We start from the raw sequence: 19,131 nt of genomic DNA on the forward strand, positions 1-19,131 counted from the left end.
CATGACCGATTACCGCCGCCTTGCCGCGTTGCTGGCCAGCACCGCCGCGTTCGCCGCATCGCCCGCCGGGGCGCAGCAGGTCCCTCCCGCGGCGGAGCCCGCCGGCGAAACGCCCGCGGACGGCGGCGACATCACCGTCACGGCGCGCTTCCGCGACGAGACGTTGCAGGACGTGCCGATCGCGATCACCGCGGTGACCGGCGAATCGCTGGCGGAGCGGCAGCTGAACAACCTGGAGACGATCAGCGCCTCGATCCCCAGCGTCGGGTTCCGCAGCGGGGCGTCGAACAAGGACCGCACCGTCTTCATCCGCGGCATCGGCACGATCACGACCTCGCCGGGCGTCGAGCCCTCGGTGTCGACCGTGCTCGACGGCGTGGTGCTGACCCGTCCCGGCCAGTCGACGCTGGACCTGGGGGAGGTGGAGCGGATCGAGGTGCTGCGCGGGCCGCAGGGGACGCTGTTCGGAAAGAACGCGTCGGCGGGCGTCGTCAACATCGTCACCCGCGATCCCGGCGACGAACCGCGCGCGTTCGGCGAGGCCGGGGCGACGACCGACGAGGAATACAGGCTGAAGGCGGGCGTGTCGGGCGCGATCGTGCCGGGGAAGCTGACCGCGCTGATCGGGGGCCTCTACAGCGATTTCGACGGCAACGTGCGTAATGTCGTGACGGGCAACGACGTCAACGCCTCGCGCCGCTACGGCGCGCGTGGCAAGCTGGTCTTCACCCCGACCGACACGCTGAAATTCACCGCGATCGGCGACTATCTCAACACGCGCGAGACGGTGACGGGCAGCGTCTTCCAGTCGGTGTCGCGCACCGCCTACCCCACCAACGCGGTCAGCACCTCCGCCCCGCTCGCCGCGACGCTGGCGGCGCAGGGGATCGTGGCGTCGCCGACGAACCGGGCGGTCGCGACGAACATCGACACGAACGTGCGCGACGAGAATTACGGCGCCTCGCTCACCGGCGTACTGACGCTGGGCGACTATAACGTCACCTCGATCACCGCCTATCGCGAATGGAAGAACCGGCAGCAGCAGGATTACGACGGCACCGCGGTGCTGACGACCGACTTTCCGCAGGGGCTGGACGCGGGCACGGTCGACAGCAGCCAGTTCTCGCAGGAATTGCGCCTCACCTCGCCGACCGGCGGGCTGATCGATTATGTCGTGGGCGCCTATTACCTGCATGCGACGACCGACGAACGCTACAGCCGCGTCCTATCGACGCTGGCGGCCGGGGTGACGACGACGACCACCGGCGTCGCGAACTACGGCATCGCCAACGACAATTACGCCCTGTTCGGCGAAGCGAACGTGAATTTCACCGACCGCCTTCGCGCCATCGCGGGCTATCGCTCGACCTGGGACGAACTGTCCTATTCGCACGTGCGCACGTCCAGCAACGATCCCGCGAACAGCGGCGCGGCGGCACTCGATCGTCCCGGCATCCGCGCGTTCCACGACACCGCCGGCGACACGTCGCGCCGCGGCGACAGCTATCGGCTCGGCCTCCAGCTCGACCTGGGCGACCATGCGCAGACGTATTTCACCTATTCGCGCGGCTACAAGGGCCCGGCGTACAACGTCTATTTCAACATGCGTTCGCTGAACGCCACGACGCCGCTGGACGAGGTGCCGCTGAGCCCGGAAACGTCGAAGTCGTTCGAGGGCGGCGTGAAGGGCAGCACCGCGGACCGCTCGTTCCGCTACAATCTCGCGGTCTTCACCACCACGTTCGACGGATACCAGGCGAACTTCAACGACACCGTCGGCGGTGCGCTGGTCACGCGGCTCATCAACGCCGGGTCGGTGCGTTCGCGCGGGGTGGAGGCGGACGTGACGCTGCGTCCCGCGACGGGCTTCACCGTCGACATCTCCGCCGCCTACACCGACGCCACCGTCCGCCGGTTCAACTGCCCGGTCGGTGCGCCCACCAGCTGCAACATCGACGGCCGGCCCTTGCCCTATGCGCCCAAGGTCCGCTTGTTCGGCAACGGCGCCTATCGCTTCGCGCTCGGCGACACCCTATCCGCGGAGGTGCAGAGCGACCTGACGTTCAGCAGCGAGGTGCAATACAATCTGGGCCAGACGCCCAGCACGATCCAGCCCGCCTTCGCGATCTGGAACGCCAGCGTCGCGTTGCTGCGCCCCGCGGACGGGTGGCAATTGCGCGCCTATGTGAAGAATATCGCCGACACCTCCTACGCCAGCTTCCTGACGAACGGGACCTTCGCGGGCACCGTCCGCTTCGTGCCGCGCGACGACCGCCGCTACGGCGGCCTGCTGCTGCGAAAGGATTTCTAAAGTGACCGGCCCGATCGATCGCCGCGGCGTCCTGCTGGCGGGCAGCGGCGGGGCGTTCGGTCTGTACACGATGGCCGCGGGTGACGCGCGGGCGGCGCCGCGCCCGCTGCGGCTGAAGCGGCTGCCGCGGGTGAAGCCGAAGAACATCCTATTCGTCCTGACCGACGACCATCGCTACGACGCGATGGGTTTCATGAAGGCGCAGTCGTTCGGCGAGACGCCGACGCTGGACCGGCTGGCGCGCGAGGGCGCACACTTCCGCAACGCGTTCGTCACGACCGCGCTCTGCTCGCCCAGCCGCGCGTCGATCCTGACCGGGCTGTACGCGCATCAGCACAAGGTGGTGGACAACAACCACCCGATCCCCCCGGGCCTCGTCTTCTACCCGCAATATCTCCAGGCCGCGGGCTACGACACCGCCTTCATCGGCAAGTGGCACATGGGCGACGCGGGCGACGGGCCGCAACCCGGCTTCGACCATTGGGTCAGTTTCAAGGGGCAGGGGACGTACCTCCCCTCCGCCGACGGGCTGAACGTCGACGGGCGGAAGGTGCCGCAGAAGGGCTATATCACCGACGAACTGACCGATTACGCGCTCGACTGGATCGGGAAGCGGGACGCGGGCAGGCCGTGGATGCTGCACCTGGCGCACAAGGCGGTGCATTCCGAATTCATCCCCGCACCCCGCCACGCGGGCCGATATGCGAAGGAGACGTTCCGCTATCCCGCCGGCATGAAGCGCGGCGTGCCGGGACGACCGATGTGGGTGGAGAACCAGCGCAACAGCTGGCACGGCGTCGACTATGCCTATCACGGCACGCTCGACATCGCCGATTACTACAAGCGCTACATGGAAACGCTGCTCGCGGTCGACGAGGGGCTGGCGCGGATCATGAACCTGCTGGCACAGCGTGGCGAGCTGGACGACACGCTGATCGTGTACATGGGCGACAACGGCTTCATGTTCGGCGAGCACGGCCTGATCGACAAGCGCACCGCGTACGAGGAATCGATGCGCGTCCCGATGCTGATGCGGTGCCCGTCGCTGTTCCCCGCGGGGAGCCGGGTGGAGCAGGTGGTCGCCAATATCGACATCGCGCCGACGATGCTGGCCGCCGCCGGCCTTGCCGCGCCGTCGGGCATGGCGGGCGCGAACATGCTGCCGCTGGCCACGGGGAAGGACCATCCCTGGCGCCGCGAACTGCTGTACGAATATTATTGGGAGCGCAATTTCCCGCAGACGCCGACGGTCCACGCGCTGCGCGAGGAGCGCTACAAATACATGCACTTCCACGGTATCTGGGACATCGACGAATTGTACGACATCGCCGCGGACCCGCGCGAGAGCGACAATCTGCTCGGCCGTCCGGGGCACGAGGAGCTGGCCGCGCGGATGAGCGCGAAGCTGTTCCGCCTGCTGGAGGAAAGCGACGGGATGCAGATCCCGCTCAGCGCCGATGCGGGCCAGCGCAACGACCTGCGCGATCCCGACCGGTCGCCGCAGGCGCCGTTCTCCCCCACGTTCCTGCGCCCTCCGCAGCCGTAGACGCCATAGTCTGGCGATGCCGTCCGGCCGGGCGGGTGCGTTAACCTTTTGTGACATCCGCGCAACGTTCGCGGGTCAAACGCGGCGCGACGCTTCTCATCGGCTTGCGGGCGCCGGGATGTTCGATCAGCATAATCCCATAAACACGGTGCATGGCGCCGAAGGGGAACACATCATGCGCGTATCGATGACGAGCGCGGGCGCCATCGCGCTCGCGATGGTAATGGCGCCGTCGCTCGCGGCCGCGCAGGCCGCGCCGGAGCAGACACCGGCGGAGGTCGCGGCCGAAACCGGTACCGATATCGTCATCACCGGATCGCGCATCCGTCGCGATCCGCTCGACAATCCGTCGCCGGTCGTGACGGTGGACGAGGCGGCGATCGCGAAGACGGGCCTGTCGTCGATCGCGGACGTGTTGCAGCGTATCCCCGCATCGTCGGGCGGCCTGAACACGAAGTTCAACAATTCCGGCAACCTGGGCAATCCGCCGGACGGCGGCGGCGTCGGGGCGGGATCGGCCGCGATCGACCTGCGGTACCTGGGGGCGAAGCGGACGCTCGTGCTGGTCGACGGCCTGCGCTACGTGAACGGCGCCAGCGCCAGCGGGATTCCGGGCACGGTTGACCTCAATTCCATCCCCGACGTGATGATCCAGCGCGTCGAGGTGCTGCAATCCGCGGCATCCGCGCTGTACGGTTCCGACGCGATCGGCGGCGTGGTGAACATCATCACGCGGTCGGGCCAGAACGGTTTCCGCGCGTCGGCGCAATACGGTCAGTATCTGAAGGAAGACGACGGCGCGACGCAGAACTACCAGCTCAGCTGGGGCGGCGGCAGCGACCGGGTCCACCTCGATCTCGGCGGCTATTACACGAAGCAGGATCCCGTCCGCGCCGCGGATCGCGACATTTCGCAATTCCCCAATCCGGGGCAGACCAGCTGCACCGACGCGATCGGTGGCTGCTCCAGCTTCACGGCGCTGGGCCGCTTCCTGGTGAACGGACAGAACATCACCTTGCGCGCGCCGGTCATCGGCCGTCGCGCGGTGTATAATCCGACGCTGGCGACCGGCGATTTCAAGACGTTCACCGCGGCCGACCGCTTCAACTTCGCGCCGTTCAACTATTTCCTGACGCCGAACGAGCGGTACGGCGGCTTCGTCAATGCGCGCGCCGAATTCTCCGACCTCCTGAACGTGCGCGTCAAGGCGGTGTGGAACCGGCGCCAGTCGCAGAACCAGGCCGCCTTCCTGCCGCTCGGCATCGGTCCCGACGTCGGGAACGGCAATCTGCTCGACACCATCTCGGTCGACGCGACCAATCCGTTCAACCCCTTCGGCGTCACGCTGGTACCGGGCCAGAACTACACCGCCATCTTCCGCCGCCTGATCGAGAACGGGCAGCGTACGTACAGCCAGACGGTGGACACGATGTCGGTCACCGGCACGCTGGACGGCAAGTTCGAGGTGTTCGGCAGGAACTGGTATTACGACGCCAACGCCGTGCTCGCGACCAATGACGCGAAGCAGCTGTTCACCGGCAACGTGAACGCGGCGCGGCTGCAACAGGCGCTGGGCCCGGTTAGCCAGTGCACCGGCTCCTGCGTGCCGTTCAACTTCTTCGGCGGCGTCGGCTCCATCACGCCCGAGATGCTCGGCTTCGTCGCGTTCGACGAACGCTCGCGCAGCCAGCAGCGGTTGAACGACTTCACGTTCAACCTGTCGGGCGAGTTGTTCGACCTGCCGGGCGGTGCGGTCGGTGTCGCGCTCGGTTACGAACATCGCGATCAGCAGGGCAGCTTCACGCCCGATCCGATCATCCAGGCGGGGCTGGGCGCGGACATTCCGGCGCAGGCGGCGCGCGGGCGCTTCAACGTCGACGAATTTTACGGCGAGCTGCGCCTGCCGCTCATCCGCGACGTGCCCTTCCTGCAACTGGTCGAACTGAACGGGGCGATCCGCCATTCCGACTTCTCCACCTTCGGCGGCAATACCACGCTGACCGGCGGGGCATTGTGGAAGCCGGTCACCGACCTGCTGCTGCGCGGGCAATATGCCGAAAGCTATCGCGCCGCGTCGATCGGCGAATTGTTCGGCGCGCAATCGCGCTTCGACCAGCCGCTGGCCGATCCGTGCAGCAATATCGCCGGTTCGCCGTATCGGGCATCGGCGACGGTACGCGCGAACTGCACCGCCAACGGCGTCCCCGCGAACGGCAGCTATGCCGAACCGACCGGCCAGCTGCCCGTGCTGACCGGCGGCAATGCGGGGCTACAGCCCGAAACCGCGAAGACGTGGCTGTTCGGCGGCGTCTACAGCCCCGCCTGGGCGCGACAGGGCTTCGCCAGCGCGCTCAGCCTGGAGGTGAATTATTACAACATCGAGGTCGACGGCGCGATCGCCTCGATCCCGGCCGACGTGCTGCTCAACCGCTGCGCCCAGACCGGGGACGCGCTGTCCTGCGCGTCGGTGGTGCGCACCAACAGCGGGTTCATCTCCTCGATCAACGGCGTGCTGCTCAACACCAACGGGATCACCACCCGCGGTATCGACGTGACGTTCAACCTGCGCTCGCGCGAGACCGGGGCGGGGACGTTCGGCCTTTCGGTCAGCGGCAACTACCTCTTGAAGTACCAGGAGGAGGTGCCCGCCACCACCGGGACGACCGCCACCAACTACACCGGCACCGAACGCGGCAGCCCGGACCAGGCCTATCCGCACTTCAAGGGACAGGCGACGCTGGACTGGGATATCGGCGCGGTCGCGGCGGCGTTCACCGGGCGCTACATCGACGACGTGGTCGAGATCCAGGGCGCGAACAGGCTGAAGAGCCGTTTCTACGGCGACGTGCAATTCACCTTCCGCCCGACGTGGATCGGCGAGCGCGTCGGCCTGACGCTGGGCGTGAACAACGTGTTCGACGCCGATCCGCCGGCGTGCTTCTCGTGCAGCCTGAACAATTACGATCCGACGACGTACGACGTGCCCGGCCGCTTCGGCTACGCCCGGCTCAGCTACGGCTTCTGACGACGCGTGCGGCCCCCGTTCCGGTGAACGGGGGCCCGCGACAGGACGCGCCGTCGAGCGTATCGTCCGTCCTTCATCGACAGCGCTAACGGTCGTTCCTCCGATGTCATCGGACGGGGCACGACCGGCGATGGAATCGCCGCGTCGAACTTTTCTTGCGGATAGAAAATACAGGTTCATCCGTGAAGTCCGGACCAGGCAAAGCGGAAGAATCGTCGGTCAAGTTTTTGTCGGGCCGGATCGGAATGATTGTCGTGATGGCTAGATAGTCGATATCTGGAAATAGCCGCGACGGCACCGGTCCGATAAAGCTGCGGCTGGACTCACGCTATCCGCATCCGCGACGACCGTTATATCGCGACTTTTTGCGTAAATTCTTACAATATCGTGCCAAAATCGGCCCAAATCCATAAATTAAGTATTCCCTAGCATCGCTTGAGTCATACCATGCCGACGTGGGCGGGGGGATATTATGGCAGACGGTGCTTCATCCGTATTGGTCGCGGGGGGCTGTGGCTTTCTCGGCTCGCATCTGATCGATCGACTGCTCCTGCGACAGGGGGTCGACCGCATCGTGGTGGTCGACAACCTGTGGACCGGGTTGCGATCCAACCTGGCACATATCACCGATCCACGCGTCCACCTCGTCGTGGCCGACGTGGAGACGTTCTCGACCGCGGAACGGTTCGACGAGATCATCCACTTCGCCTCCCCGGCATCGCCGCCGTGGTACATGCGCGAGCCGGTGCGGACGATCACCGCGAACGTGCAGGGCGGGATCAACCTGCTCGGCAAGCTGAAGCCGGGCGGCCGCTTCTCCTTCGCGTCCACGTCGGAGGTTTACGGCGACCCGCTGATTTCGCCGCAGCCGGAAAGCTATCGCGGATCGGTCGACTGCACCGGCCCGCGTTCCAGCTACGACGAGAGCAAGCGCTGCACCGAAAGCCTGCTGTTCGAGACGCGGCGCATCCACGGGATCGATACGCGGATCATCCGCCTGTTCAACGTCTACGGCCCGCGCACCCGCATCGACGACGGGCGCGCGGTGTCGAACTTCATCGGGCAGGCGCTGGGGGACGGCGTGCTGACGGTCTACGGCGACGGGATGCAGTCGCGCAGCTTCGGTTTCGTCGACGACATCGTCGAGGCGCTGAGCCGGTATTTCTGGCGTGACGAGATCGCCTATCCCGGCCCGCTGAACATCGGGAACGACCGCGAGGTACCGGTGCTGGACATCGCGCGCTTCATCGCCGGGCTGGTGCCGGGCAGCACGATCCGTTTCATGCCGCCGGTACCGCAGGACCCGACCAACCGGCGGCCCGATCTGACCCTGTGCAACGCCGTCCTTCCCGGGTGGCGGGCGGACACACCGTACGAGGAGGGCATCCGCCGCACGATGGACTGGTTCCGCGGCCAACTGGCGATGGTGGACGAAGCGCCGCGCCCGCCGGAGCCGGTGTTCGTGGACGACGACGACGATGCCGCCGGCCAGGCGATCGCCGCCCGCGCATGAGGGTCGCCGTCGTTTCGCAAGGCAGCCCGTACCGGCGCTCGTCCTGGAGCGGGATCCCCTATTACGCGCTGCGCGAGATCATGCGCCGGTTCGACGACGTCCACGTCGTCGACACGCCGCGCGTCGACGAATTCCTGCGCCGGTCGACCGTGGTGACGCAGCGCCGCTGGAACCTGACGCGCGAGCCTGCGGTCCTGCGCGTGCTCGCCGCCGGGCTGGCGCCGATGGTCGACCGCATCCGCCCCGACGTGGTCGTGTCGATCGGCGCCCCGCACAAGGTCGTGCCGCTGCTGGGTCGCTATCCGGTCGTCCATGTCACGGATGCGATGTTCGATACCATCGTGCGCTATTATCCCAGCCACCACAGGATCCGTCCCCGCACGCTGCGGCTGGGCGGCGCGATCCAGCAGCGGCTGGTGAACGAAAGCCACGGCCTGCTCGTGGCGTCGCGCTGGGCCGCCGAATCGGCCGCCTCCTTCTACGGCCACGACGTGACGCGGTTCACGATCGCGCCGCTCGGCGCGAATTTCGACCTCGCGCCCCCGGCACGCGCACCGCGCACGACCGATGGTCCCCTGCGGTTCCTGTTCGCCGGGTTCGACTGGGTCCGCAAGGGCGGGCCGCTGGCGCTGGCGACGTTCGCGCGCGTCCGCGCCGCGGTCCCCGACGCGCAATTCCACATCGTCGGCTGCACGCCGGACGAGGCGCGCGGGATGCCCGGCGTGACCGTCCACGGCATCCTGAGCAAGTCCGAACCCGCGCAGGCGCAGGCGTTCGAACGGCTGTTCGACGACAGCCACTTCTTCCTGATGCCCAGCCGGCAGGAGGCGTTCGGCCTGGTCTATTGCGAGGCGTGCGCCTTCTCCCTGCCGTCGGTCGCCGCCGATACCGGCGGGGTGGGGGAGATCGTCCGCGACGGCGTCAACGGCCTGCTCCTGCCCCCGGACGGCGGGGCGGCGGACTATGCGGCGGCGATCCTGTCGGTGTGGCGGGACCCGGCGCGCTATCGCGACATGCAGGCGGCGGCGCGCACCGCGTTCGAGCAGCGGCTGAACTGGGAAGCGTGGGGCGCGCAGCTGGAAGGCGCGATGGCGACGATCCGTCCCGACACCGCGCGGCGATGCTAGTCAGCGTCGTCGTCCCGATGTTCGAGGCGGCGGGCACGATCGCGCGCACGCTTCGATCGGCGCAGGCGCAGACACATGCCGAACTCGAGATCATCGTCGTCGACGACGGTTCGACCGACGACGGCACCGCGATCGTGGCGGCGGCGGCGGCACGCGACCCGCGCATCGCGCTGATCCGCGGTGCCAACGGCGGCGTCGCCGCGGCCCGCAACCGCGCCATCGCGATGGCCAGGGGCGCGTTCATCGCGCCGCTCGACGCCGACGACCTGTGGGACCCGCGCAAGATCGAACTGCAACTCGCCCGCTTCGCCGCGACGGGCGACGACACGGTGCTCGTGTACAATTGGTTCGTTCCGATCGACGGCGCGGATCGCGTGTCGGGCGCGGCCGCGATGCCGGTGGTGGAGGGCACCGCGTTCCATCGCCACCTGGACTGGAACTTCATCTCGAACGGCAGCACGCCGCTGGTCCGCGCCGATGCGTTGCGCGCGTTCGGCTACGATCCGGCGCTGCGCGCGGCGGATGCGCAGGGCTGCGAGGATTACCTGATGCAACTCCTGCTGGCGCGGCGCGGGTCGTTCGCGTGCGTGCCCGCCTTCCTGACCGGGTATCGGAAGGTGGCGGGGTCGATGGCGGGCAATGTCGCGCGGATGATCCGGTCGCACATGCTGGTGCTCGATCGCGTGACCGCGGGCGAGGGGGTGGCGGTGCGCCGGATCGCGGCGACGCGGCTGGCGGAATTCGGCGTCGAGCTGGCGCGCCACCACGTCCGGCGCGGGCGCGTCGTGCCCGCCGCGCGCGCGCTGGCGGTGGCGTTCGCGCGCGACCCGCGCGCGGCGGCGGCGCATGTGCGGCGACAATGGACATTGATGCGCGCGCGCGGGGCGACCGCCGCCGCGCCGCCCGGCGCCGCCTTCCCGCTCGCCGATCCCTTCGCGCCGATCGGCTTTCCCCTGCCGCCCGCGCGGCTGCGCCGGCTGCGCCCGCTGGAAGTGCTGGACGCTCAGTCCTCCGCATCCAGCCGCGCCAGCGCCGCCAGCGTCGCGGACGGGGTCCAGGTCGAGGGCGGATCGCCCGCCTGAAGGTCGTCGAAGCGGGCGCCGGGCGTGGCCGCGGCCGCACCGCGCGACGCACGGGCGCGGCGGATGGTGGCGACCTGCTCCGTCAGCGCCGCTCCGGTCGCCGCGACGTCGTGCCGCAGTGCCTGCGCCAGCGCCGCGGCGGCGGGCGCGACCTGCCGCCTGCCCAGCGCGGCGCTGGCGGACAGCAGGGCGAACCGCGCGATCCCGGCGTCGCACACGCGGCGCGCGGACGGTGGCAACGACGGACGGATCGTCCGCAACGCCGCGACATGCGACCGCATCATCGTGCCCCGGTCCCCCGACATCGCGCCCGCGCGCTGCCGGTATCCGGTCAGATAAGCGGGCACGCAGCCGAACCGCCATCGCCGCGCGACCTGCAATTGCAGCAGATAGTCCTCGCACCCGCCCGCGCGCGCCGCGCGGAGCGCGGGGTCGTAGGCGATGCCGTCGAGCGCGGCGCGGCGGATCAGCGGCGTCGACCCGTTGCCGACGAAGTTCCAGTGCAGATGCCGGTGCAGCACCCGCCCCTCGATCGCGGGCGTCGCCGCGGTCGCGCACACGCGCGCCTGCTCGTCGATCGGGCGATACCAGCCGTAGACGAGCCCGACGCCGGGATCCCCGAACCGTTCCAGCTGCCATTCCAGCTTGCGCGGATGCCACAGGTCGTCGGCGTCGAGCGGGGCGACGAACGCGCCGGTCGCGGCGGCGATGCCCGTGTTGCGCGCCACCGCGACCCCGGCATTGGCCTGTTCGATCAAGCGCACGCGCGGATCGGTCCGGGTCCATCGCTCGACCCGCGCCACCGTCGCGTCGGTGCAGCCGTCGGCCACCACCACGATCTCGATATCGCGCACGCTCTGCGCCGTCGCGGACGCGAGCGTCGCGTCGATCGTCGCTTCCGCATCGAAGGCGGGGATGATGACGGACACCTGCGGCACGTCAGCGCCGTCCGCGATCGTGCACGCGCATCGCATGCAGCCGGGCGTCGCGATGCGCGCTCCATGGATCGGGCGCGAAGAAGAACGTGGGATCGGGCGCCAGGTCGCCGAACGACAACGCCGCAGGCGCATCGACCGCCGTCGCCGGTGCCAGCCGGCGCCGCAGCCGTCGGCGGGCGGTGCGGCTGGCCAGCCATGCCGGGTCGCGCGCGATCGCACCCGCGCGCGCCGTCGCAGCGCGAACGGGGCGGCCGTCCGCCGCCAGCATGTCGGCGACGTAATGGCCGAACGCCGCCCGCGCCCAGCGAAAGAGGCGATCGGGCAGGGCGGGATGGCGGCACCGTCCTTCCGCCAGCACGACCTCGCTCGACCGCCGCATCGCCGCGACGTTGCGCGACATCGCGGCGGGCGACTGGCGATACCCGACCAGAAACGCGGGTTCGAGCGCAAACGCGCCCCGCGCCGCGATCCGGAGGTACAGCAGCCAGTCCTCGCACCCCTGTGCGCCGCGGTCGCGCAGCGTCGGGTCCCACCCGCCCGCGCGATGAAGCGCGTCGCGACGGATCAACGGCGTGCTGGAATTGTCGATGAAATTGGCGCGGATCAGCGGCGCGATCACGTCGCCTTCGTATCGCGGCACGTCCAGCCGCCGTTCCACCACCATTCCCGCCGCATCGATATCGACCGACCAGCAATATACCAGGTCCGCCGCGGGCGTCGCGTCGAGGCGCGCCAGCTGCCGTGCGATCTTCGTCGGGTGCCACAGGTCGTCGGCGTCGAGCGGCGCGACGAAATCGCCCGTCGCCAGTGCCAGCGCCGCATTGCGCGCCCGCGCGACGCCGCCGTTCGGCCGCCGCAGTACTGTCACGCGCGGATCCCGCGCCGCGACGGCGCGTGCGATCGCGGCGGTATCGTCGCGCGATCCGTCGTCCACGACCAGCACCTGAAGCGCCGCATGGGTCTGCGCGCAGACCGACGCCAGCGTCTCCCCGATCGTGGCGGCGGCGTCGAAGGCCGGGACGATCACCGTCACCGGCGCCATCACCGCCCCTGCATCACGCGGCGCGCCCGGCCCCGCAGGCGGCCGAGCAGCCGCGCGGTCCCGGGAAGCGCCGCGCCGAACCGCGCCTTCGCCACCGCGCGCCACAGCGCGGGCGACCACAGCCGCCGCCGGCGCAGATAGCCGGTGAGCCAGACGAGATAATAGCGCCGGACGGGCAGGTATTTCCCGTCCCCTACCGTCTGCGCCACGCACGACGCGTCGTGCTGGCGATAGTTCAGCTGGCACCGGCTGTCGAAATACACCGGATAGTCGAGGTACAATTTGGTCAGGAACGCCTGATCCTCGTACAATTGCAGCGGCCCCGTGAACGCGGCCTCGAACCCTCCCGTCGCCGCCAGCGCCTCGCGGCGGACCATCACCGCGGACGGGCACGGCGCCTGCGCGCGCCCCAGCGGATAGGTGGATAGCATCGCCTCGCCCGGCGGGATCACCACGTCCCGGCGATGCCCGGCGCGTACCAGCCGGTCGTCGCCCCCCTCCCACGAGCTCCAGTACAGCGCCGCGCCCGCGACCATGCCCAGCGCGGGATGGACATCGAACAACGCGACCTGCTGCGCCAGCTTCTCGCGCGGCCAGGTGTCGTCGGCGTCGATGAACGCGATCAGGGCGCCGCGCGCCGCCGCGATCCCGACGTTGCGCGACGCCGCGGCGCCGCGATTGGCGCGCCCGGGATGCGCGATGACGCGCACGGTGTCGGGATGCGCCCGCGCCCATGTCCGCGCGATGTCGTCGCCGCCGTCGCCGGACCCGTCGTCGACGATCACCAGTTCCAGATCGTCGAACGTCTGCGCCAGGACGCTCTCGATCGTCTCCGCGATGAAGCGCGCGCCGTTGTAGAGCGGCACGACCACCGACACGCGCGGCGCCGCGGTCATGCGGCGCGCAATCGGGCGAGCAGCGCCGCGCCGTCCTCGTCCACCGCCATGACGCGCGGCAGGTCGAACAGGTCGTAGCCGGTCCGCGGCACCGTCGCGCTGTGCGTCGAACAGGCCCAGCGATAGCCCGCCGCGCGCACGGCCGCGCGCGTGTCGTCGTCGGCGTCGCCATGGGGGTAGGCGAAGCCGTCGATGTCGCGCCCCGTCGCCTCGGCGCAGACGCGGCGGCTGTCGTCGATCTCCGCGCGCTGGCAGGCGATCGACATGCTGGTCAGCGGCTGGTGAGTCCGCGCGTGGCCGCCGACCGCGATCGACGCGGACGGCAGCGTCGACAGCTGCGCCCTCGTCATCGGCAGGTCGCCCGCCGCCGCGGGCGCGCCGCCCAGCCGGTCGCGCAGCGATGCGATCGCGGCGTCGCGGTCGGCGGCGTCCAGCCGGTGCAGCCGGTGCCACAGGTCGTGGTACAATCGCTCGCGGTCGGTGCCCGGCGGCGCCCACGCGCGCCAGCCGCGGCGTGGCTCGTCCGGTCCCCGTGCGGGGGCGGACAGGGCGATCCGCTCGTCCCCGATGGGAAGGTCGGTGTCGATCGGCGCCGCGGACAGCAGGATCAGCCGCGCCAGTTCGTCCCACCAGAACAGGCGGCGCGCGCCGATCCACCCGCTCGTGACGAACACCGTGGCGGGCACGCCCGCCGCCTCCAGCACCGGCTTGGCCACGTGCAGATTGTCGACATAGCCGTCGTCGAACGTGATCCCCACCGCATCACCCGGCAGGCGCCCGGCGATCAGCAGCGCGACGAACTCGTCCATCGCCATGGGCCGCCGTCGCCGCCGCAACGCGTCGATCTGCGACCCGAAATTGGCCGCGGACACCGACAGTCCCCAGGGGTCGACCGGCGGCTCCGCGATGCGATGGTACATCAGGATCGCGGGTCCGCCGCGCCGGAAACGCCCCGCCCACCGGTCCAGCCGGCGTGACAGGCGGCGGGACAGCCGGGACGGCATCAGGGCCGGGCGCGTCGCGCGCGGACCGTCACGACGACCGGATAGGACGCATCGCGATGCTCCAGCTTCGCGCGATCCACCTCCTCCAGCGCCATGCCCTGGATGAAGCAGGTGGCGGCGTAGACGTTGCCGTGCGCCGCGATCTCCACGTCGGCGGGGTCGAAGAATTCCGCCATCAATCGCGTGACGGACTGACGCGTCAACGACCAGAACCACGTATCCCCCCATTCGCCGCGATCGATGGAGGTGATCCCCGGCACGGTCAGCAACAGCGTCCCGCCCGGCGCGAGGGCGTCGTGCATCTGGCGCAGCGCGGCGCGCATGTCGTATATCAGGTGCAGCGTCTGCGTCACGATCATGCAGTCGAACGCGTCGCGCGGCAGGATGCCCGCCTGCGACATGTCGCCCGCGATCGTCGCACCGGGGGCGTCGATGTCGACGTGCAGGACGTCCTGCCGCGTGATGCCGCTGCCGAACCGGCGGCTGTACGCCGCGTCGCCGATCTCCAGCACGCGGCCGCGGATGTCGGCGCGGGCGCCCGCCAGGAAATGTTCGATGTAATGGCGATCGACCGGGGACCCGCGATCGAAGCCGAAATCCGGGCTGATCGGCGATGTCCGGTCCAGATCGCCCATCCGCACCCGCCCCAGCGGCGGCGACGACGGGCGGCCCGCGATCCGTTTCAACCGGTGCTTCATCTCCGGGGTCAATGCGGCGGCGATCCGCCGTCGCAGCGTCGCGCGCCATCGCCGTCCCGCCGTCCGCGGTGCCATCGCCGTCGCCGTCATGATCCCGATCCCCCTGTCGATCGCGGCCCCGTTTCCGGACCGCGCCAAAATCTCCCCGGCATAATGATCGCGCCAGATCCGTCCGCCCTCGCGCCATGCCGTGTCCCATCGCCCACGATCCGCGCCGGTGGGGCGGTATCGCCGCCTGACGCGCTCGACCCAGCGTAGCATGGCGCGGCTGTCTCCGGACATGTTCGTGCCGTGGATACGGTAATCGGCGACGATGTCGGGGTGATGCGCGATCGCATGTGTCCGGCTGAGCCGAAGGTAGACGTCGTAATCCTCGCACTTCTTCAGTGCAGGGTCGAACCCGCCCGCCGCCGCCAGCATCGCGCGATTGTACAGGACGGTGGCGTGCATGCCGATGGCATTGCCGCGCAGCAGGTCGGCATGTGGGTCCGCCCCGGTCGCGGTGAACTTCGCGGCGTCCAGCACGCCGCCCGCCGCGTCGACCCGCCGGTGCCCGCCGTAGACCAGCGCCGCGCCCGGATGCCGCGCGCGACATGCCAGCGCGGTGGATAGGGCGGCGGGCAGCAGCAGGTCGTCGGCGTCGAGGAACAGGATCGCGTCCCCCGCGGCCGCGGCCAGCGCGGTATTGCGCGCCGCGGCCAGCCCCTGATTCTCCTGCCGGATCAGGACGACGCCGGGGAAGTCCCGCACGACCGACGCCGGATCGTCGTGCGACCCGTCGTCCACGACGATGATCTCGTCCGCGGGTCGATCCTGCGCCATCGCGCTGCGCAGCGCGTCGGCCAGGAAATGCGCCTGGTCGTACGTGGCGATGGCGATGGTCACGCGCGCGACGCCGTCCCGATGCCCCCTGCCGTCGCGATCCATCCCGCCCCCCGACATCGTCGCCGATCCGTGTCGTTAAAGTAGAGATGTAAACGTGTTGTGGATATAGCCGAGGGCCGAAGGGGTATCGTTTAGTGTCGTGGCGCGATCGTCTGACCCACCTGCTGTTTCCGATCGGTTCGGGGAACGCGGCCGGGCCCCTGTTGCCGATCGCACGGCCGTTCGTCTGGACGGTGCCGATCGTGGCGGTGCTGGGCGTGATCGCCAGCCTGCTCGAAGGCGTGGGGATCGGCCTGCTCGTTCCCTTCATCTACCTGACCCTGTCCAAGACCCTTCCCGACACCGCGCCCGCGCTGGTCCGGCCGATCGTGGAGCTGGTCCGCTCGTTCGAGCCGGATCGAAGGCTGGCGTTCGTCGCCGCGGGAATCCTGCTGATGGTGTCGCTGAAGGCGGCGGTGGGGATCGCGAACGCCACGCTGGTCGCCGCGATCGAGGGGCGCGTGGGGGCGCGCATCCGGGCCGCCTTGTCGGCGCGGCTGCTGGGCGCGGGCTATCCCTTCTTCGTCGGGAACGATGCCGCGCATCTGGTCAACGTCGTCGCCACCGACGCGTGGCGCGCCAGCGACGGCGTCCGCCTGATCTTCGCGCTGGCCACGTCGGCGGCGGCGATCGTCATCTTCGGCACGTTGTTGTTCCTGATGGAATGGCGCCTGACGCTGATCGTCGCGGCGGGCGTGACGATCATCCGCGCCTGCTACGTCGCCTACGGCCGGCGGCTGCGGCGCAAGAGCGAGCGGGTGAGCACCAGCAATCGCGCGCTGGGCAAGCAGATGCTGACCATGGTCACCGCCATCCGCATGATCTTCGTCTTCGCGCAGGAGAAGCGCGAGCACGAACGCTTCGTGGATGCGTCGGAGGAGGTGCGCCGCGCGATGTTCGATATCGAGCGCGCCACCCTGGTCGTCGGGCCGATCTTCGAACTGGCGCTCGCCACGCTGTTCGTCGTGGTGCTGATGGTGTCGACCCGGCTGGCGATCGACCTGCCGATCGCGGCGACGTTCCTCGTCCTGCTGTACCGGTTGCAGCCGCATCTGATGACGATCAACCAGTCGCGCATCGGGCTCGCCGCGATCCGGGGCGCGACGCGCGAGGTCGAATGGCTGCTGGCGCAGGCGGGGCCCGCCGACCGCGAGGGGGGTGGGCCCGTGCCCGACCTGCGCACCGCCGATATCGTTTTCGCCGACGTCACCTATCGCTTCCCGGGCAACGAACGCGACCATGCCGCCTTGCAGGGCGCGTCCTTCACCATCCGCGCGGGCGAGACGACCGCGCTGATCGGGCGGTCCGGCGCGGGCAAGACCACGATCGTGAACCTGCTGTGCCGCCTGCTCGATCCGACGACGGGCACGATCCGCGTCGGCGACGCCCCCCTGTCCGCGATCGACCTGGACCGGTGGCGCCGCGGCATCGCGCTGGCGGGGCAGGACATCGACCTGATCGACGGGACGATCCGCGACAATATCGCCTACGGAACGCAAGACGCGAGCGACGACGCGGTGATGGAGGCGGCGCGGCTGGCGGACGCGGACGATTTCGTCCGCGCGCTGCCGTTCGGGCTGGACACCCATGTCGGCATGCGCGGGCTCAGCCTGTCGGGCGGGCAGCGGCAGCGCATCGGGCTGGCGCGCGCATTGCTTCGCCGCCCGACGCTGCTGATCCTGGACGAGGCGACCAATGCGGTCGACGGCCTGTCGGAGGCGACCATCATGCGGCTGCTGCGCGAACATCGCAGCTTCCACACCGCGATCGTCATCAGCCATCGACGCAGCACGCTGGCCGCGTGTCAGAGCGGCGTCGTCCTGTCCGACGGCCGCGTCGTCGAGGCGGGAAAATTGGGCGCGTTGCAGTTCGTCCGCACGATGGAGGCGGAATTCGCCGTGGAGGCGGGCGCATGAGGCCGAACCTGCGCCGCCGCGTGCGCCAGTTGCGCGACCAGGGTATCGTCGCCACCGCGCGGCGGGCCAGGGACCGGTGGGACAAGCTGGATGCGGTGCAATTCGGCCTGCGCCGCGCGATCGTGCCCCTGCTGGTTCGCCACGACAGCGGCCCGCGCACGATCGACGCGCCCGCCACGACCCCGATCGTGCTGTGCATCGTGCGCAACGGGCGCCCCTGGCTGCGGTCGTTCCTCGCACATCATCGCGGCCTGGGCTTCCGCCATTTCGTGATCCTGGACAACGGATCGACCGACGGCACGCCGGCGGCGCTGCGGCAGGAGGGCGACGTCACGCTCCTGACCTCCACCGCCCCGTATCGCGCGTACGAGAATACGTTGAAGCGCTACCTCGTCGATCGCTTCGGCAAGGACCGCTGGTGCCTGTTCGTCGACATCGACGAGCAGTTCGACTTCCCCTCGTCGCGCACGCGCGGGCTGGACGGGTTGATCGGCTATCTCGACGGCCACGGCTATACCGCCGTCGTGACGCAGATGCTCGACATGTTCGCCGACCGGCCGCTGGCCGACTGCCGCATCGACGACCTGGAATCGGTGCGCGCGATGTTCCCGCTGTGCGATTTGGCGTCGATCCGCCGGACACGCTATCCGTTCGCGGACATCGCGCCGATCGAAATGCACTGGGACGGCGTGCGCAAGCGGGTGTTCGGCAGCGACAACGGCCTGACGAAAATATCGTTCTTCCGCAACGTGTCCGGACTGAAGACCTTCGTCCAGTGGCATCACGTCGCGGGCGGCCGGATCGCGGACCTTTCCGCCGTCCTGTTTCACTATCCGTTCGTCGACACGTTCGCGGCGAAGGTGTCCGATGCGGTATCGAGCGGGCGATACGGCTATCGCACCAGCGACGAATATGCCGCCTACGGCCGCACGACCACGGCGCCCGCTTTCCGTATCACCTCGCCCGCCGCGATCCGGCTGGGCGACGTGGAGGAGCTGGTCGCGCACCGTTTCCTGATCGCGTCGCCCGCCTTCGACCGCTTCGGGCAGGATCGCGACTGACGCAGGACCGCGACGGGCAGAACGGCGGCGCAGGCCGTCCCCCCCCCC

At 69.5% G+C, this 19,131-nt stretch carries 13 protein-coding genes; 8 read left to right on the top strand and 5 right to left on the bottom strand.

Annotation, left to right across the window (positions count from 1 at the left end; translation table 11 throughout):
- The first annotated feature begins 1 nt into the window (after position 1).
- From ASG29_RS04085 to ASG29_RS04110, 6 genes are all read left to right on the top strand, one after another.
- On the top strand, positions 2-2,311 hold the full coding sequence (locus ASG29_RS04085; protein WP_055980400.1) for a TonB-dependent receptor: 2,310 nt from the start codon (positions 2-4) through the stop codon (positions 2,309-2,311).
- A gap of 1 nt (position 2,312) precedes the next feature.
- Positions 2,313-3,857, top strand: coding sequence for a sulfatase (locus ASG29_RS04090; protein ID WP_200932349.1), 1,545 nt, complete (start codon positions 2,313-2,315; stop codon positions 3,855-3,857).
- 175 nt (positions 3,858-4,032) lie between these two features.
- Positions 4,033-6,882: a TonB-dependent receptor domain-containing protein gene (locus tag ASG29_RS04095; RefSeq protein WP_055980864.1), complete on the top strand. Its 2,850-nt coding sequence runs from the start codon at positions 4,033-4,035 to the stop codon at positions 6,880-6,882.
- A 472-nt stretch (positions 6,883-7,354) separates the two neighbouring features.
- Positions 7,355-8,395, top strand: coding sequence for an NAD-dependent epimerase/dehydratase family protein (locus tag ASG29_RS04100; protein WP_082515595.1), 1,041 nt, complete (start codon positions 7,355-7,357; stop codon positions 8,393-8,395).
- Positions 8,392-9,522 carry a glycosyltransferase family 4 protein gene (locus ASG29_RS04105; RefSeq protein WP_055980403.1) on the top strand — a complete coding sequence of 377 codons (1,131 nt, stop codon included), beginning with the start codon at positions 8,392-8,394 and terminating at the stop codon, positions 9,520-9,522. Before ASG29_RS04100 ends, ASG29_RS04105 begins: the two co-directional genes overlap by 4 nt.
- Positions 9,516-10,604: a glycosyltransferase family 2 protein gene (locus tag ASG29_RS04110; protein WP_055980406.1), complete on the top strand. Its 1,089-nt coding sequence runs from the start codon at positions 9,516-9,518 to the stop codon at positions 10,602-10,604. The genes ASG29_RS04105 and ASG29_RS04110 overlap by 7 nt, the downstream gene beginning before the upstream one ends.
- Here the strand turns inward: ASG29_RS04110 and ASG29_RS04115 are convergent.
- The 5 genes from ASG29_RS04115 to ASG29_RS04135 all read right to left on the bottom strand — a co-directional run bounded on the left by ASG29_RS04115 (position 10,526) and on the right by ASG29_RS04135 (position 16,067).
- The gene (locus ASG29_RS04115) at positions 10,526-11,542 is read right to left on the bottom strand and encodes a glycosyltransferase family 2 protein (protein WP_162242932.1); all 1,017 of its coding nucleotides are present in this window, start codon (positions 11,540-11,542) and stop codon (positions 10,526-10,528) included. The genes ASG29_RS04110 and ASG29_RS04115 overlap by 79 nt on opposite strands.
- Position 11,543: 1 nt before the next feature.
- The gene (locus ASG29_RS04120; RefSeq protein WP_055980412.1) at positions 11,544-12,584 is read right to left on the bottom strand and encodes a glycosyltransferase family 2 protein; all 1,041 of its coding nucleotides are present in this window, start codon (positions 12,582-12,584) and stop codon (positions 11,544-11,546) included.
- Positions 12,584-13,480 carry a glycosyltransferase family 2 protein gene (locus ASG29_RS04125; RefSeq protein ID WP_055980415.1) on the bottom strand — a complete coding sequence of 299 codons (897 nt, stop codon included), beginning with the start codon at positions 13,478-13,480 and terminating at the stop codon, positions 12,584-12,586. The genes ASG29_RS04120 and ASG29_RS04125 overlap by 1 nt, the downstream gene beginning before the upstream one ends.
- Entirely contained in the window at positions 13,477-14,400 is a 924-nt protein-coding gene (locus tag ASG29_RS04130; protein ID WP_235532757.1) for a polysaccharide deacetylase family protein, read from the bottom strand. Before ASG29_RS04130 ends, ASG29_RS04125 begins: the two co-directional genes overlap by 4 nt.
- Positions 14,401-14,483: 83 nt before the next feature.
- The gene (locus tag ASG29_RS04135) at positions 14,484-16,067 is read right to left on the bottom strand and encodes a glycosyltransferase (protein WP_162242933.1); all 1,584 of its coding nucleotides are present in this window, start codon (positions 16,065-16,067) and stop codon (positions 14,484-14,486) included.
- 203 nt (positions 16,068-16,270) lie between these two features.
- Between ASG29_RS04135 and ASG29_RS04140 the strand changes: the two genes are divergently transcribed.
- The gene (locus tag ASG29_RS04140) at positions 16,271-18,022 is read left to right on the top strand and encodes an ABC transporter ATP-binding protein (protein ID WP_162242934.1); all 1,752 of its coding nucleotides are present in this window, start codon (positions 16,271-16,273) and stop codon (positions 18,020-18,022) included.
- Positions 18,019-19,083 (top strand): glycosyltransferase family 2 protein, encoded by a 1,065-nt coding sequence (locus ASG29_RS04145; RefSeq protein WP_055980425.1) that lies wholly within the window; start codon positions 18,019-18,021, stop codon positions 19,081-19,083. The genes ASG29_RS04140 and ASG29_RS04145 overlap by 4 nt, the downstream gene beginning before the upstream one ends.
- Positions 19,084-19,131 lie beyond the last annotated feature (48 nt).

The organism is Sphingomonas sp. Leaf412 (genome assembly GCF_001425405.1).
Classification (GTDB): domain Bacteria; phylum Pseudomonadota; class Alphaproteobacteria; order Sphingomonadales; family Sphingomonadaceae; genus Sphingomonas.

What these genes read in the sequence shown, in the direction of transcription:
- ASG29_RS04085 (WP_055980400.1), top strand. Translation starts at nt 2, where the DNA reads ATGACCGATTACCGCCGCCTTGCCGCGTTGCTGGCCAGCACCGCCGCG.
- ASG29_RS04095 (WP_055980864.1), top strand. Translation starts at nt 4,033, where the DNA reads ATGCGCGTATCGATGACGAGCGCGGGCGCCATCGCGCTCGCGATGGTA.
- ASG29_RS04100 (WP_082515595.1), top strand. Translation starts at nt 7,355, where the DNA reads ATGGCAGACGGTGCTTCATCCGTATTGGTCGCGGGGGGCTGTGGCTTT.
- ASG29_RS04105 (WP_055980403.1), top strand. Translation starts at nt 8,392, where the DNA reads ATGAGGGTCGCCGTCGTTTCGCAAGGCAGCCCGTACCGGCGCTCGTCC.
- ASG29_RS04110 (WP_055980406.1), top strand. Translation starts at nt 9,516, where the DNA reads ATGCTAGTCAGCGTCGTCGTCCCGATGTTCGAGGCGGCGGGCACGATC.
- ASG29_RS04120 (WP_055980412.1), bottom strand. Translation starts at nt 12,584, where the DNA reads ATGGCGCCGGTGACGGTGATCGTCCCGGCCTTCGACGCCGCCGCCACG.
- ASG29_RS04125 (WP_055980415.1), bottom strand. Translation starts at nt 13,480, where the DNA reads ATGACCGCGGCGCCGCGCGTGTCGGTGGTCGTGCCGCTCTACAACGGC.
- ASG29_RS04130 (WP_235532757.1), bottom strand. Translation starts at nt 14,400, where the DNA reads ATGTACCATCGCATCGCGGAGCCGCCGGTCGACCCCTGGGGACTGTCG.
- ASG29_RS04145 (WP_055980425.1), top strand. Translation starts at nt 18,019, where the DNA reads ATGAGGCCGAACCTGCGCCGCCGCGTGCGCCAGTTGCGCGACCAGGGT.